Here is a 15191-nt window from a genome sequence, read left to right as displayed (position 1 = left end):
AGTTTCAAATTTTAGAATCTTATGTACATCACCATCCTCAAATACAATTTCCTCAACTTGTAACAGAAAAATTGAAATCGGAGGCTACCAATAGAGCTAATCCAGAGAAACTTAAGGAAAAAGTTGAGAAAATTAAAAATAGTAATGGAGATTTGAATAAAAAAGCTGAACTAATTGTGAAAACTTATGAAGATTATCTATTTTATAATAATCAAGAAGCTTTTGAAGAATACTGGAGGAAGAGAAAGGAGTTAACAAAAGATAAAGATTGGAAGGATGTTGATAGCAAGATTAAAGATACTATTGAGGATAATCTTAATGTTGAATTAAAAAAATCAGGGATGGATATAAAGGAAGTATCTAATAATCTAGCTAATGATATTTTATCTATTCATGAAGGAGACATGAAACAAAGAAACTATCTAATTAACGAAGGTAGAAAAGTATGGAAAAGTCCTGGAGATGATATAATGATAAATTCAGCAGATTTGACACAGGTTAGTATTGACCTTACTGATTTTGTAAATTTGGTAAATACTGGAAAACCTTTAGACTTAAAGAGTAGAAATTATAATGATGAACTTGAATTTTCACTTTGGTCACGTAAGTGGGAAGGTAACTTAAGAGATGATTATTTAGGGAACTATCTTTTTGGATATGTAGCAAAAGGATATTTAGGAATGGAAGATGAGCAGATCAAAAATTATGCAGGTTTAGCTCAATTGGCTTCAGATAAAGATGGTGTTAAATTTTTCAAAAATAAATCAAATGGGAATTTTGGTGATAATGAAGGAGACGCTTCTGCAATCCAAGATGGTATAGATTCATACGAGGAGAATAATAAGTGATGAACAAGAGAAAACAACTTAATAAATGGAATCTAGGATGTTCAGGAGCGGTTGTTGTTGTAACAATAATATTTATATGTTGTATTTATTTGTACTTCAAAAATGCGAGTTATACCTTGAAACCAGGTGATTCTATAGTTTTAAAAGTTCCGACATCAAAACAAAAAGAATTCTCCCCCAAATTATATATATCTAAGATTTCTGGTGGGGAATTAGAATTATCTGGGAAAACCTCATGGTGGCAGAAGGGAGAAGGAAGCCTTTTAGGGACTAACTATGATGTTTTGAAGCAAGAAATTAGCGAAATCTACTCATCGTCAAGTAATATCCCAACAAAAATAAAAGAAAACGATACAAATAGTAGTATATATTTATCAGAAAAAGGTGTAGTTCTTCAATCTAAAGAATCTTGGGAATTTGAGATTCCAAACTCAAAACAAATAAAAATAATGAATATTTCAGACAGAGACATTAGATTTGAAGCGCAGGTGACAGGTGAATAGCGGAAACTAGAAAAGTAAAATGAAGAAAAAATGATTATTTTTTTACTTTGATAGCTTTATTCTTGTCTTCCTTTCTTTGTAAGACTTAAGTTACCAATTTTACACTACCCTAGCGATGGCAACTACTATGCGGAAGGTCTGGACATGAGCTGGGTACAGAAAATGAAGGATGTGAAGATTGTTTCGCATGCCAAAAGATATTTTCAAGACTCAGAAACTCGTGCCATCAATAAAGCTTCTAGGGATATGATGCTAACGGACGATGGAGATGCCTACTATCGTGCCGAATTAGAGAAGCGCTTAAAAGGTCACGACAAGTTCGAATGGGATAAAATAATCGACGACTATAATCACACTCTTAAGATTGATGAAACAGGGAATATCATTGACATTTATCCATTTGAACAAGGCTATGTTGTTTCAAAAAATGGGAAATATGATGCTGACTATACTCATTTGGTTAACAAAAAGTTTGATGAACTAAAAGCACAAAACTTTGAAGCAAATTCAGCCGAATTTTGGAGTGGAGTAGCTCAAATATTCTCTGGATTGGGAGTTTACTTTGCGAGTGGCGCCCTCGAAGTTTTTAGTATCATGGCTGGTCCGCCAACAGCAGGGACAAGTATCGTAGCTGGTACGGCAGCATCAGTAACAGGGGTACAATATGGAAATGTACTGATAGCTAGTGGAGCAGTAACTAGCTTATCAGCTATCACAAAGACGGCCTTACAAAATGGCGAAATTCAGGTTAATTATTCTAGTAATTATGATAGCTGGAAAGCTAATAAAAAAACAAGTATTACTCATGGGAAACAGATAGAAGCACGTGTGAAAGGGAAAAATGTAAAAATCCGTGTTGATTCTGAACCACAGAGTGGTAAATTTCAAGTACAATCTGGAAGTGGGAAATCTGGCTATCCTCTAAACGAGCATCTAAGGATAGATAGAATAATAGGAAAAGATTCTATTGTAGACTGGGTAAATTCAAATGAAAGCTTAAGTAAACTCAGCAAGGGGGTTAGAGAGCAAATTATTGATAGAATTTGGAAAGCTTATCAAAGGTATTATGCAAATTAAAACAGGAGGTATGCATGAAGTTGTATTTACAAGGTGATTACACCAAGACTGATTTTTATGAAGAGTTTAAAGAAATAGCTCAAAAGATGTGGTTCAAAGAGCGAAAAGAAATTCCACTCGATTTTTCCTATGCTTGGGATGAAGATTTACATTTGAATTTACGGTTGGATAAATTTAAATATAATGACGAACGTTGGGAGAATGCAAATTTTAATACAAATATAAACCCTTGGAAGACATTTGAATATGAAAACTTGACATTGGATCTAGAAAATTCTTATGAAAGCGATGGGCGTGAGCAAGGTGATTATTTGCGAATTATTTCTACTCATCTAGATATTTTAACGGTTGACAAGCGTGCGATGTATATTATGGCGATTGAGGTAGCATCTGCCATTGACGGTCAAATCAGCGAAGACGATAAAGAAACATGGCTGAGTATTGAAGAATTCAAAACGAAACATATAGACTTGCTGAATTTGACCTACGACGAAGCGGTTGATATTAGTTTGGAGGAACTAGAGATTATGGAGGCGGTTGATGAACCACTTTGGGATGAATTACACAGAGGATGGGAAGAATATATCAAAATCCATGGTGAACGAGTTTACGACGATGAGGAAGATGAGTGAGACTATATATCAAAGGTGATTACACCAAAGAAATTCCATTTAATTACATGGAACTAGCGAAAAGGATGTGGTTTGAGGAAAAAGATGGAATAGAGCCAGATTTATCGTATGCTGGATATCTAGATTTACCAATCGATAAACTTTCTATTCACTTAGAATTAGACAAGGAAACTCATGATGTTAGATGGAGGAGTGTTCAAATAAAGGAAGGGATAAAATATGATTTTTTATCCCATAAATGTGAATATATACAGCTAGATTACGAAGATGCTATGATGTCGGACTTTCGTGAGAAAGGCGAATGTTTAAGAATAGCTTCTACCCACCTTGACCTTCTCACTGTTGATAAAAGAGCTATGTATATTATGGCCATTGAAATTGCGACTGCTATTGATGGTCAGATTAGCGAAGATGATAAAGAGAGCTGGTTAAGTGTGGAGGAATTTAAAAACCGACATGAGGATACCCTTTCGATGAGTTATGAAGAGGCTAATGAGCTGAGTTTGGAAGAAATTCCATTTATGGACGATGTGAGAGACCCAGTCTGGGAAGAAGATGACCGCAGGAATGAAGAATACATCAAAATCCATGGCGAGCCAGTTTATGACGATGAGGAAGACGAGTGATAATTTACAATAACACTTATTTGAAAGAGAGTGTTGAATAAGGGGAAGACTAATGCTAGATAAATTAAAACAGTTTAAATTGTTGATTGTATTGTTTTTGTTTCTGTTAGCGATTCCTTTATATTTTACTTACAATCATTTCCAACAATCTAGTGTTTTAAAAGAAGCCTTTGAGAAAAATGAGAGAATTGAAGTTCTACATCGTTTGACGGCATCAGAAAAATATGCGTCTGACATCCGTAAAGCAGGCTATGTCGTTCCTCCCGATGGAGCTATTCGACTGGATGGAGGAATTGACTCCATAGAGATAAAAGGAGACATCGATTTCAAAATATCGCATCCTGGACGGAATGGGGTTACTGCTTATTTTGAAATAGAGATAGATGGTAAAATAACTAGTGCACTATATGAATTGGATAAGAACTTTGATATAACTTCTAGCACCTATTTTCAAATAAATGAAAAAAATATAAATGAGAGAGTGAACATCTCTCAATCCGAAGAAGAGCGACTATTAAAAATTGTTCAAAAAGAGCTTGAGGATTTCATGGAAAAGATGTATCAGACTTTGTATGGATAGTTTACCAGAGAAAGTAGTTTCTTGCTCAACACAATGCTTTATGAACAACGGAGCGTGTTGAAGAATTCTATACTGTGATGGGAAATGGGGATAAAGCTAACGGTAAACTGATGGTTGAAACTCTTATTGAAAATAATACGATAGGAGGTAACTTTATTAAATATGGTTTTGACCTCAATATTTTTATTGGAAAACCTAATGACAAGGAAGAGGGTTGGAAACATGACTTCTATGATTATTTAGACAGAGGGGATGAAAAAAATGTCGGGACTTAAAAAAATACTAATCGTGATTGGTTCTGTAATTGCTTTAGCTACTGGCTTGAATCTTTATTTTCAGTATCAAAACCACCAAGAACATATGCAATTAAAAACCTCCTTTGAAGAGAGGGACAATATAGTCGTCTTACAACATTTAATGGCATCAGGAAAATATGCGTCTGACATCCGTAAAGCAGGCTATGTCGTTCCTCCCGATGGTGCTATTCGATTGGATGGAGGAATTGACTCCATAGGGATAAAAGGAGACATTGATTTGAAAATATCAAATCCTGGAAGGAATGAAGTCACTGTTTTATTTGAAACAACAGCAAAAGAGGAAAAAATAGATGTTTACTATATTTTAGATAATCAGTTAACCATAAAACGTAGTTACTATTCTAATATTAGTAATCAAAAAATAAAAGAGAGTGTGAACATCTCTCAATCCGAAGAAGAGCGACTATTAAAAATTGTTCAAAAAGAGCTTGAGGATTTCATGGAAAAGATGTATCAGACTTTGTATGGATAGTTTACCAGAGAAAGTAGTTTCTTGCTCAACACAATGCTGTATGAACAACTGGTTGTGTTGAGGAATTTTACTAGAAAAAGATACCGTAGATAAGCTACAAAAAAATTACCCAAGTACTTATAATTTCATTCGAAATATTGAAACAGGTAATCAAGAATTGACAGAGATGAGGTGATTAGATGAGGAAGAAAAAATTTGTAATTTTTTCATTGTTAATGGTTCTATTATTATCTTTCTCTGGTTTTCAGTACTATAAATATCAGAGAGTTCATAATATTTTTGATGAAATATACTACGAAGAAAGTGATTATCACAATTATACATTTCTCTGGAAAGGGCGAACTTTTTATAAGTTAAAAGGTTTAAAAATTGTGGACAACGATTCTCAAGAAATTTCTATTCATTCTATTGATTATAAAAGTGTAGATTTACCAAATACTATTCATTCTCTAGGTTATTATTTTTATTTTGGATTTCAGGAGATGACGAAAGTTGGGATAGAAATGCGTTTGAGAATACCAAATACAGAGACAAGCATAAATGTAGATTACCTGTACGATGTAAACAATCAGCAATTAGAACGATTTATATGGTATCACGATGAGAAAAGCGAAAGATATTATCATCAGTCTCAAGTAGAAGCCTTTCTAGAGGAGCATGGAAAGACTGTTGATGAGATTCGCAAGGAAGCAGATAATGTACTCCGTAATAAAGTCCTTAAAGATTGGACCACTATCTACTCTAGTCGTTTTAGCCCAGATAATTGGGGAGAATTGACAGTTAAGGATATATGGAGAACAGAATAACAAACGAAACGATGAGGCAATAGTGTTATACAGGTAGGTTGCTATGACAGAGTACTTAAGAACATTTTATTGTATTCGATAGCTTTGGTCTGCTTTCTTTTGGGGTGACGGAAGAAGACCCCTACACTATCACCATCACCAATGTAGACGACAAACCAGCACGCTTTGAAGCTCAAGTGGTGAATAGGTAAAATTTCAGCTCTCAAATGAGGGCTTTTTGAGATACAAGTTTCAAAAAAGAAGCAAATATGATATACTAAAGAACGAGTATTCTATTAGAATTGGAACAAGTAATATGAAACAAACGATTATTCTTTTATACGGTGGGCGTAGTGCAGAGCGTGAAGTCTCTGTTCTTTCAGCTGAAAGTGTCATGCGTGCGGTCAACTACGATCGTTTTACAGTCAAGACTTTTTTCATCAGCCAGTCAGGTGACTTTATTAAAACGCAAGAATTTAGCCAGACTCCAGGTCAAGAGGATCGTCTTATGACCAATGAAACCATTGATTGGGATAAGCAAGTTGCACCAAGTGCTATCTACGAAGAGGGAGCAGTGGTCTTTCCAGTCCTTCACGGTCCGATGGGAGAAGATGGCTCTGTTCAAGGATTCTTAGAAGTTTTGAAAATGCCTTATGTTGGTTGCAACATCTTGTCATCTAGCCTTGCCATGGATAAAATCACCACCAAACGTGTGTTAGAATCTGTCGGGATTGCCCAAGTTCCTTATGTGGCCATTGTCGAAGGTGATGATGTGACTGCTAAAATTGCCGAAGTTGAAGAAAAATTGACTTATCCAGTCTTCACAAAACCATCAAACATGGGGTCAAGTGTCGGTATTTCTAAGTCTGAAAACCAAGAGGAACTCCGTCAAGCTTTGAAACTTGCCTTCCAATATGACAGCCGTGTCTTAGTAGAGCAAGGGGTAAATGCTCGTGAAATCGAGGTTGGTCTCTTGGGCAACTACGATGTCAAGAGTACGCTACCAGGAGAAGTAGTCAAGGATGTTGCCTTTTATGACTACGATGCCAAGTATATTGACAACAAGATTACCATGGATATCCCAGCTAAAATCAGTGATGATGTGGTAGCTGTCATGCGTCAGAATGCAGAAACGGCCTTCCGTGCCATAGGTGGCCTCGGTCTCTCTCGTTGCGATTTCTTCTATACAGATAAGGGAGAGATTTTCCTAAACGAGCTTAATACCATGCCAGGTTTCACCCAGTGGTCAATGTATCCACTTCTTTGGGACAATATGGGAATTAGCTATCCAGACTTAATCGAACGTTTGGTTGACCTTGCCAAGGAAAGTTTTGACAAGCGCGAAGCGCATTTGCTATAAAAACGAAAGAGAGGGTAGGAGCCAGAACCATCACTGTAAGGTGACTAGAGTTCTCGAGCTTCGACCCTTTTTAAAGGAGTAGAAATGAAATTAACAATCCATGAAGTGGCTCAAGTTGTAGGAGCTAAAAATGATATCAGCCTCTTTGAGGACACCCAGTTAGAGAAGGCTGAGTTTGACAGTCGCTTAATTGCGGCAGGGGATTTATTTGTGCCCCTCAAAGGTGCGCGTGACGGTCATGACTTTATCGAAATAGCCTTTGAAAATGGTGCCGCAGTAACCCTGTCTGAGAGAGAGGTTGCCAATCATCCCTACATTTTAGTAGCTGATGTTTTGACGGCCTTTCAAACCCTAGCTGCCTACTATCTTGAAAAAACAGCTGTTGATGTCTTTGCGGTTACGGGTTCAAATGGTAAAACAACAACCAAAGACATGTTGGCGCACTTGCTATCAACAACCTACAAAACTTACAAAACACAAGGTAACTACAATAATGAGATTGGTCTTCCTTACACAGTTCTCCATATGCCTGAAGAAACAGAAAAGTTGGTCTTAGAGATGGGGCAGGATCACTTGGGAGATATTCATCTCTTGTCAGAATTGACTCGTCCAAAAACAGCCATTGTAACCTTGGTTGGTGAGGCCCATTTAGCCTTTTTCAAAGACCGTTCTGAAATTGCTAAAGGAAAAATGCAAATTGCAGACGGGATGTCTTCGAATTCCTTGCTCTTGGCACCAGCAGATCCGATTGTAGAGGACTACTTGCCAACTGATAAAAAGGTAGTTCGTTTTGGGCAAGGAGCAGAGTTGGAAATTACCGACTTGGTTGAGCGTAAGGATAGCTTGACCTTTAAGGCTAATTTCTTGGAACAAGCCCTCGATTTGCCAGTGACAGGTAAGTACAATGCCACTAATGCTATGATTGCTGCTTATGTGGCTCTACAAGAAGGAGTTTCTGAGGAGCAAATCCGTTTGGCCTTCCAAAATCTTGAATTGACGCGTAACCGTACCGAGTGGAAGAAAGCAGCTAATGGAGCAGATATCTTATCAGATGTTTACAATGCCAATCCAACAGCTATGAAGTTGATTTTAGAGACTTTCTCTGCCATTCCGACCAATGAAGGTGGCAAGAAAATTGCTGTCTTGGCGGATATGAAGGAACTTGGTGACCAGTCTGTTCAACTTCATAATCAGATGATTTTGAGCCTTTCTCCAGATGTGCTTGATACTGTTATTTTCTATGGAGAAGATATTGCTGAATTAGCTCAATTGGCCAGTCAAATGTTCCCAATTGGCCACGTTTTCTACTTCAAGAAAACAGAAGACCAAGACCAATTTGAAGACCTAGTCAAGCAGGTCAAAGAAAGCCTTGGAGTCCATGATCAAATCCTGCTCAAAGGCTCTAACTCTATGAATCTAGCCAAGTTGGTAGAAAGTTTAGAAAATGAAGCCAAGTGATTTTGTTAAGTATCTGCAAAGAATGATTGCCCTTACAGATACTGGCTTAACCTTTACAAAAGATCCTTTTGACCGTGAGCGCTATGAAGACTTGCGAAGTCTGTTATCTGAAATGTTGAATCAAGCATCAGACCTTGATGCCGAAGAAGTGGCAGAAGTTTTGAAGCCAACTTCCGCTTATGCAACTCCGTTAATGGACGTCCGTGCTTGGATTGTTGAGGACGAAAAGATTTGTCTGGTTAGGGGACAAGGAGAGGATGATTGGGCTTTGCCAGGTGGCTTTGGTGAGGTTGGTTATTCTCTAACAGAAAATATTCTCAAGGAAATTGAAGAAGAAACCGGTTTTGAAGCTAAAGTAGAAAGACTACTAGCTGTTTTTGATACAAATCGTTTCCAACTACAGAGCAAGCAATATGCAAAGTTTGTTTTTGAATGTAAGCTTCTTGATGGACAATTCCAAGAAAATCAAGAAATTGCTGACCTTCAATTTTTTGCCATTGACCAACTGCCAGCCTTATCTGAAAAACGCATTACCAAGGAGCAAATAGAGCTTCTTTGGCAGGTTTATCAAGGCCATAGGGAACAATATCTTGACTAAGAAGATGATTATCGTATTTCTAAATCCATTTTTGACAAATAGCATGGTATAATAAAATGCAGGAAAATTTTGAATCATGAGGAAGACTAGATGAATTTATGGGATATTTTCTTTACGACCCAAGCAACAGAGCCACCCAAATTTGACCTTTTTTGGTATGTCAGTATATTTACACTCTTGGCTTTGACCTTTTATACAGCCTATCGTTATCGTGAAAAGAAGGCTTATCAACGATTTTTCCAAATCTTGCAAGCCGTTCAGTTGATCCTCCTTTATGGTTGGTACTGGGTCAATCATATGCCGTTGTCAGAAAGCCTACCTTTTTACCATTGCCGTATGGCTATGTTTGTGGTGCTTTTGCTTCCTGGTCAGTCTAAATATAGGCAGTATTTTGCATTACTAGGAACATTTGGGACATTAGCAGCCTTTGTTTATCCAGTGCCAGATGCGTATCCTTTCCCACATATTGCGATTTTATCCTTTATCTTTGGGCACTTAGCTCTCTTGGGGAACTCCTTGGTTTATCTCTTGAGACAGTACGATGCACGATTGCTGGATGTAAAAAGAATTTTTCTTATGACTTTTGCCCTAAATGCCTTGATTTTTGTGGTCAATTTAGTAACTGGTGGAGATTACGGATTCTTGACAAAGCCACCATTGGTTGGAGACCATGGCTTAGTAGCTAATTATTTAATCGTTTCCCTGGCCTTATCAGCAGCGATTACGTTAACAAAGAAAATCTTGGAACTATTTTTAGAACAAGAAGCAGAAAAAATGATTGCAAAGAAAGCTTAGAAATGAGCTTTCTTTTTTTCATAAATCTGATTTTTGATAACTTGTTTGGAAAATACAAAAATATGATGAGCGAATGTAAAAAAATGGTAAGTAAATTTAGGAAAAACTAAGCACGATTGGATTTTTTGTGTTATAATATTCTGTGAATAGCTATGCCCTGTTTTAGCTATATTGAATAGAAGTTTGAAACTTGGAAGAGAGAGGATGCGATGTAATGGCTAGAGATGGTTTTTTTACAGGCTTAGATATCGGAACCAATTCGATTAAGGTGTTGGTTGCCGAGCTTAGAAATGGTGAACTAAATGTAATTGGTGTAAGTAATGCCAAGAGTAAAGGTGTAAAGGATGGGATTATCGTTGATATTGAAGCAGCAGCAACTGCTATCAAGTCAGCTATTTCCCAAGCAGAAGAGAAAGCTGGCATTTCAATCAAATCAGTGAATGTTGGTTTGCCTGGAAATCTTTTGCAAGTAGAACCAACTCAAGGAATGATTCCAGTTACATCTGATACAAAAGAAATTACAGATCAAGATGTTGAAAATGTTGTTAAATCAGCCTTGACAAAGAGTATGACACCAGATCGTGAAGTCATTACTTTTATTCCTGAAGAATTTATCGTAGATGGCTTCCAAGGTATTCGTGACCCACGTGGTATGATGGGGGTTCGTCTTGAAATGCGTGGTTTGCTTTACACAGGTCCACGTACTATTCTTCACAATTTACGCAAGACAGTTGAGCGCTCAGGTGTTCAGGTTGAAAATATTATTATTTCACCATTGGCTTTGGTTCGTTCAGTCTTGAATGAAGGAGAGCGTGAATTTGGAGCTACGGTGATTGATATGGGAGCAGGTCAAACAACTGTTGCTACAATCCGTAACCAAGAACTCCAGTTTACAAATATTCTTCAAGAAGGTGGAGATTATGTCACAAAAGATATCTCTAAAGTCTTGAAGACTTCACAAAAACTAGCTGAAGGATTGAAATTGAACTATGGTGAAGCCTACCCTTCACTTGCAAGTAATGAAACCTTCCAAGTTGAAGTAATTGGTGAAGTAGAGCCTGTAGAAGTTACAGAAAGCTACCTAGCAGAGATTATTTCAGCCCGCATTAAGCACATTTTTGAACAAATCAAACAAGAGTTGGAAAGAAGACATTTGTTGGATCTTCCAGGTGGGATTGTTCTGATTGGTGGAAATGCTATTTTACCAGGTGTTGTAGAACTTGCACAGGAAGTCTTTGGCGTTGGTGTCAAACTTTACGTTCCAAATCAAGTTGGAATCCGTAATCCTGCCTTCGCTCATGTGATTAGCTTGTCTGAATTTGCTGGTCAATTGACTGAGGTGCATTTATTAGCACAAAGAGCAGTCAAGGGTGAGGATACTTTGCGTCACCAACCAATTAATTTTGGTGGGATGATTCAACGCGTTACGCAGGTAGCACAACCTACCCCTATTCAACCAGTTCAAAATACTGAGGTAGAGCAGTCAGCTTCTACGAACGTAGTTGCTCCGAAAGAAGATAAAGTATCTTCTCAAAATAAACCAAAAATCGCAGATCGTTTCCGTGGCTTAATCGGAAGCATGTTTGATGAATAAAAGAGGAAAAATAAACTATGACATTTTCATTTGATACAGCAGCAGCTCAAGGTGCAGTTATTAAAGTAATCGGTGTTGGTGGAGGTGGTGGTAACGCCATTAACCGCATGGTTGACGAAGGTGTTGCAGGCGTAGAATTTATCGCAGCAAACACAGATGTACAAGCTTTGAGTAGTACAAAAGCTGAAACTGTAATTCAGTTAGGCCCTAAATTGACTCGTGGTTTGGGTGCTGGCGGTCGACCTGAAGTTGGTCAAAAGGCAGCTGAAGAAAGCGAAGAAGCCTTGACTCAAGCTATTACTGGAGCAGATATGGTCTTCATTACTGCAGGTATGGGAGGTGGCTCTGGTACTGGTGCAGCTCCTGTTATTGCCCGCATTGCTAAAGATCTAGGTGCTCTTACAGTTGGTGTTGTGACACGTCCTTTCGGTTTTGAAGGAAGCAAACGTGGTCAGTACGCTGTAGAAGGAATCAATCAGCTTCGTGAACATGTAGATACTCTATTGATTATTTCAAACAACAACTTGCTTGAAATTGTTGATAAGAAAACTCCGCTTCTTGAAGCTCTTAGCGAAGCAGATAATGTCCTTCGCCAAGGTGTTCAAGGGATTACTGATTTGATCACAAACCCTGGTTTGATTAACCTTGACTTTGCCGATGTGAAAACAGTTATGGCAAATAAAGGAAACGCCCTAATGGGTATCGGTATCGGTAGTGGTGAAGAACGTGTGGTAGAAGCAGCTCGTAAGGCAATCTACTCACCACTTCTTGAAACAACTATTGACGGTGCTGAGGATGTCATCGTCAACGTTACTGGTGGTCTCGACTTGACTTTGATTGAGGCAGAAGAAGCTTCAGAGATCGTCAACCAAGCGGCTGGCCAAGGAGTGAATATCTGGCTCGGAACATCTATCGATGAAAACATGAAAGATGAAATCCGTGTTACAGTTGTGGCAACTGGTGTTCGCCAAGATCGTGTTGAAAAAGTTGTTGGTCATGCACCAAGACAAGCTGTTCGTCATGAGCAAGCAAGTCCTAGCCATGCACACAATCATAATCGTCACTTTGATATGGCTGAAACTGCAGAAATTCCAAGTCCAGCACCTCGCCGTACAGAAACTTCTCAAACTTCAGCATTTGGTGATTGGGACTTGCGTCGTGAGACAATTGTTCGTCCGACTGATTCAGTTGTATCACCAGTTGAACGTTTCGAAGCACCATCTTTACACGATGAGGATGAATTAGACACTCCTCCATTTTTCAAAAATCGTTAAGTAAATGAATTTGAAAGAAAATACAGAACGTGTTTTTCAACAAATAAAAGATGCAAGTCAGCAGTCAGGAAGAGAAACCAATTCTGTTTCGGTTGTTGCTGTTACAAAATATGTAGACGTACCGACAGCGGAGGCTTTGCTTCCGCTAGGTGTGCATCATATTGGTGAAAATCGTGTGGATAAATTTCTTGAGAAATATGAAGCTTTAAAAGACAGGAATATTACTTGGCATCTGATTGGTACTTTGCAAAGACGCAAGGTCAAAGATGTCATTCAGTATGTTGATTATTTCCACGCTTTGGATTCATTAAAGCTAGCAGAGGAAATTCAAAAAAGAAGTGACCGAGTTGTTAAGTGTTTCTTACAAGTAAATATCTCAAGGGAAGAGAGCAAACATGGTTTTTCAAGGGAAGAACTATTAGAGCTCTTGCCGGAATTAGCAACCTTAGATAAAATCGAATATGTCGGCTTGATGACCATGGCTCCTTTTGAAGCTAGTAGTGATGAGTTGAAAGAAATTTTTAAAGCTACGCAGGATTTGCAACTAGAAATTAGAGAAAAACAAATTCCCAATATGCCAATGACGGACTTGAGTATGGGTATGAGTCGCGACTACAAGGAAGCGATTGAATTTGGCTCAACATTTGTCAGAATTGGTACAGCATTTTTTAAATAGGAAAGAAATATGTCTTTAAAAGATAGATTTGATAAATTTATAGATTATTTTACAGAAGATGGAGAAGATGTTGGTACTGCATACCAGCCTAAAGCTGAAGAGCCGATTGTGACTCCAGTCCCTTCTGTTCAAGAGTTGCCTCAACAAGCTGCTAGTACGCCATCTAAAGATAAAAACATCACTCGTCTTCATGCCCGTCAACAAGAGTTAGCTATGCAAAGTCAACGTTCTACTGATAAGGTGACAATTGATGTTCGTTATCCACGTAAATACGAAGATGCCACAGATATTGTTGATTTATTAGCTGGTAACGAAAGTATTTTGATTGATTTCCAATATATGACAGAAGTTCAAGCACGTCGTTGTTTGGACTATCTGGATGGGGCGCGCCACGTTTTAGCTGGTAACATGAAAAAGGTAGCATCTACTATGTACCTGCTGACACCAGTTGATGTTGTCGTCAATATTGAAGATATCAAAATTCCAGATGAATCACAAAATGGTGAATTTGGCTTTGATATGAAACGTACGAGAGTAAGATAATGATCTTTCTCATTCGTTTTGTTCAAAATGCAGTGGATATCTATTCACTGATTTTAATCGTGTTTGCTCTGATGTCTTGGTTTCCCAATGCTTATGAATCACGTCTTGGACGCTTGATTATTAGTTTAGTGAAACCGATAGTAGCTCCCTTGCAACGTTTACCCCTCCAGATTGCAGGTCTTGATTTGTCTGTCTGGATTGCGGTATTACTAGTTCACTTCCTAGGGGAACAGTTGATTCGACTTTTAGTGATCTTTCTATGAACAAGATGATTTATCAACACTTTTCTAAGAATGATTCGTCTTTTATTGATAAGGGAGTAGAATGGATAAAAAAGGTAGAAGATTCTTATTCTCCTTTTTTAACACCCTTTGTAAATCCCCATCAAGAAAAGATTTTAAAGGTGCTAGCATCAACCAACGGCATCTCCTACATGAGCAGTCGGCAGTTTCTTGAAACTGAATATGTACGAGTTCTACTGTATCCTGATTATTTTGAGCCAGAATTCTCTGATTTTGAACTTTCCTTGCAAGAAATTGTCTACCCTAATAAGTTTGAACGCTTAACGCATGCAAAAATATTAGGGACTGTTTTAAACAAGCTGGGAATTGATAGGAAGCTATTTGGTGATATCTTAGTCAACGAAGAGAGGGCACAGATTATCATTAATCGACAGTTTATGCTCCTTTTTCAAGACGGCATTACGAAAATTGCTCGTTTACCGGTTCGTCTAGAAGAACGGGATTTTACTGAGAAAATTGCTACAGTAGAAGATTATCAAGAATTAGATATTTGTATTGCTAGTTCTAGATTAGATGTTTTTCTAGCAGGTGTCTTAAAGCTGTCTAGAAATCAGGCAAGTCAGTTAATTGAAAAACAGGCAGTCCAAGTTAATTACCATTTAGTTGAAAAATCAGATTATGCAGTTCAAGTTGGTGATTTGATTAGTGTGAGGAAATTTGGTCGATTGAAACTTGTTAGAGATAATGGGCAAACAAAAAAAGATAAAAAGAAATTAACGGTCCAATTATTATTAAGTAAGTGAGGAATAAT

19 protein-coding genes are annotated in these 15191 nt (G+C 37.7%); all 19 read left to right on the top strand.

Annotation, left to right across the window (positions count from 1 at the left end; genetic code table 11):
* Window positions 1–848 (top strand): polymorphic toxin type 44 domain-containing protein (locus tag FJN11_RS06645; protein ID WP_246039370.1); only part of this gene is annotated, 848 nt, incomplete at its 5' end.
* Complete coding sequence (locus tag FJN11_RS06640; protein ID WP_246039369.1) at window positions 848–1351, top strand: hypothetical protein; 504 nt, start codon at window positions 848–850, stop codon at window positions 1349–1351. The genes FJN11_RS06645 and FJN11_RS06640, both read left to right, overlap by 1 nt.
* Window positions 1352–1495: 144 nt before the next feature.
* The gene (locus FJN11_RS06635) at window positions 1496–2428 is read left to right on the top strand and encodes a virulence protein (RefSeq protein ID WP_246039368.1); all 933 of its coding nucleotides are present in this window, start codon (window positions 1496–1498) and stop codon (window positions 2426–2428) included.
* A gap of 14 nt (window positions 2429–2442) precedes the next feature.
* Window positions 2443–3060 carry a hypothetical protein gene (locus FJN11_RS06630; RefSeq protein WP_140224377.1) on the top strand — a complete coding sequence of 206 codons (618 nt, stop codon included), beginning with the start codon at window positions 2443–2445 and terminating at the stop codon, window positions 3058–3060.
* A complete protein-coding gene (locus tag FJN11_RS06625) occupies window positions 3057–3686 on the top strand; it encodes a hypothetical protein (RefSeq protein WP_140224376.1) in 630 nt (209 codons plus the stop codon). The genes FJN11_RS06630 and FJN11_RS06625 overlap by 4 nt, the downstream gene beginning before the upstream one ends.
* Window positions 3687–3738: 52 nt before the next feature.
* On the top strand, window positions 3739–4266 hold the full coding sequence (locus tag FJN11_RS06620; protein ID WP_140224375.1) for a thiol-disulfide isomerase: 528 nt from the start codon (window positions 3739–3741) through the stop codon (window positions 4264–4266).
* Window positions 4267–4340: 74 nt separating this feature from the next.
* Window positions 4341–4541, top strand: coding sequence for a hypothetical protein (locus tag FJN11_RS06615; RefSeq protein ID WP_125852587.1), 201 nt, complete (start codon window positions 4341–4343; stop codon window positions 4539–4541).
* Window positions 4528–5055 carry a thiol-disulfide isomerase gene (locus FJN11_RS06610; RefSeq protein WP_140224374.1) on the top strand — a complete coding sequence of 176 codons (528 nt, stop codon included), beginning with the start codon at window positions 4528–4530 and terminating at the stop codon, window positions 5053–5055. The genes FJN11_RS06615 and FJN11_RS06610 overlap by 14 nt, the downstream gene beginning before the upstream one ends.
* Before the next feature lie 179 nt (window positions 5056–5234).
* Entirely contained in the window at window positions 5235–5861 is a 627-nt protein-coding gene (locus FJN11_RS06605) for a TipC family immunity protein (protein WP_140224373.1), read from the top strand.
* Between the two features lie 295 nt (window positions 5862–6156).
* Complete coding sequence (locus FJN11_RS06600) at window positions 6157–7200, top strand: D-alanine--D-alanine ligase (RefSeq protein WP_115904063.1); 1044 nt, start codon at window positions 6157–6159, stop codon at window positions 7198–7200.
* Between the two features lie 84 nt (window positions 7201–7284).
* Window positions 7285–8658, top strand: coding sequence for a UDP-N-acetylmuramoyl-tripeptide--D-alanyl-D-alanine ligase (locus FJN11_RS06595; RefSeq protein WP_140224372.1), 1374 nt, complete (start codon window positions 7285–7287; stop codon window positions 8656–8658).
* Complete coding sequence (locus FJN11_RS06590) at window positions 8645–9256, top strand: NUDIX hydrolase N-terminal domain-containing protein (protein WP_140224371.1); 612 nt, start codon at window positions 8645–8647, stop codon at window positions 9254–9256. The genes FJN11_RS06595 and FJN11_RS06590 overlap by 14 nt, the downstream gene beginning before the upstream one ends.
* Before the next feature lie 90 nt (window positions 9257–9346).
* Window positions 9347–10051 (top strand): YwaF family protein, encoded by a 705-nt coding sequence (locus FJN11_RS06585; protein WP_140224370.1) that lies wholly within the window; start codon window positions 9347–9349, stop codon window positions 10049–10051.
* A gap of 214 nt (window positions 10052–10265) precedes the next feature.
* Window positions 10266–11645, top strand: a complete 1380-nt coding sequence (ftsA, locus tag FJN11_RS06580; RefSeq protein WP_140224369.1) for a cell division protein FtsA — start codon at window positions 10266–10268, stop codon at window positions 11643–11645.
* A gap of 17 nt (window positions 11646–11662) precedes the next feature.
* Complete coding sequence (gene ftsZ, locus FJN11_RS06575; protein WP_000144256.1) at window positions 11663–12919, top strand: cell division protein FtsZ; 1257 nt, start codon at window positions 11663–11665, stop codon at window positions 12917–12919.
* Window positions 12920–12923: 4 nt separating this feature from the next.
* Window positions 12924–13595, top strand: coding sequence for a YggS family pyridoxal phosphate-dependent enzyme (locus tag FJN11_RS06570; protein ID WP_125386873.1), 672 nt, complete (start codon window positions 12924–12926; stop codon window positions 13593–13595).
* A gap of 9 nt (window positions 13596–13604) precedes the next feature.
* The gene (locus FJN11_RS06565; RefSeq protein WP_049502426.1) at window positions 13605–14138 is read left to right on the top strand and encodes a cell division protein SepF; all 534 of its coding nucleotides are present in this window, start codon (window positions 13605–13607) and stop codon (window positions 14136–14138) included.
* Window positions 14138–14401 (top strand): YggT family protein, encoded by a 264-nt coding sequence (locus FJN11_RS06560; protein ID WP_000576496.1) that lies wholly within the window; start codon window positions 14138–14140, stop codon window positions 14399–14401. Before FJN11_RS06565 ends, FJN11_RS06560 begins: the two co-directional genes overlap by 1 nt.
* Window positions 14398–15183: a YlmH family RNA-binding protein gene (locus tag FJN11_RS06555; protein WP_049491093.1), complete on the top strand. Its 786-nt coding sequence runs from the start codon at window positions 14398–14400 to the stop codon at window positions 15181–15183. The genes FJN11_RS06560 and FJN11_RS06555 overlap by 4 nt, the downstream gene beginning before the upstream one ends.
* Window positions 15184–15191 lie beyond the last annotated feature (8 nt).

The sequence above is a fragment of the Streptococcus symci genome (assembly GCF_006385165.1).
In the GTDB taxonomy this organism is placed as follows: domain Bacteria; phylum Bacillota; class Bacilli; order Lactobacillales; family Streptococcaceae; genus Streptococcus; species Streptococcus symci.
The sequence above is the reverse complement of the archived record's forward strand: the minus strand, read 5'-3'. Positions and strand labels throughout refer to the sequence as shown.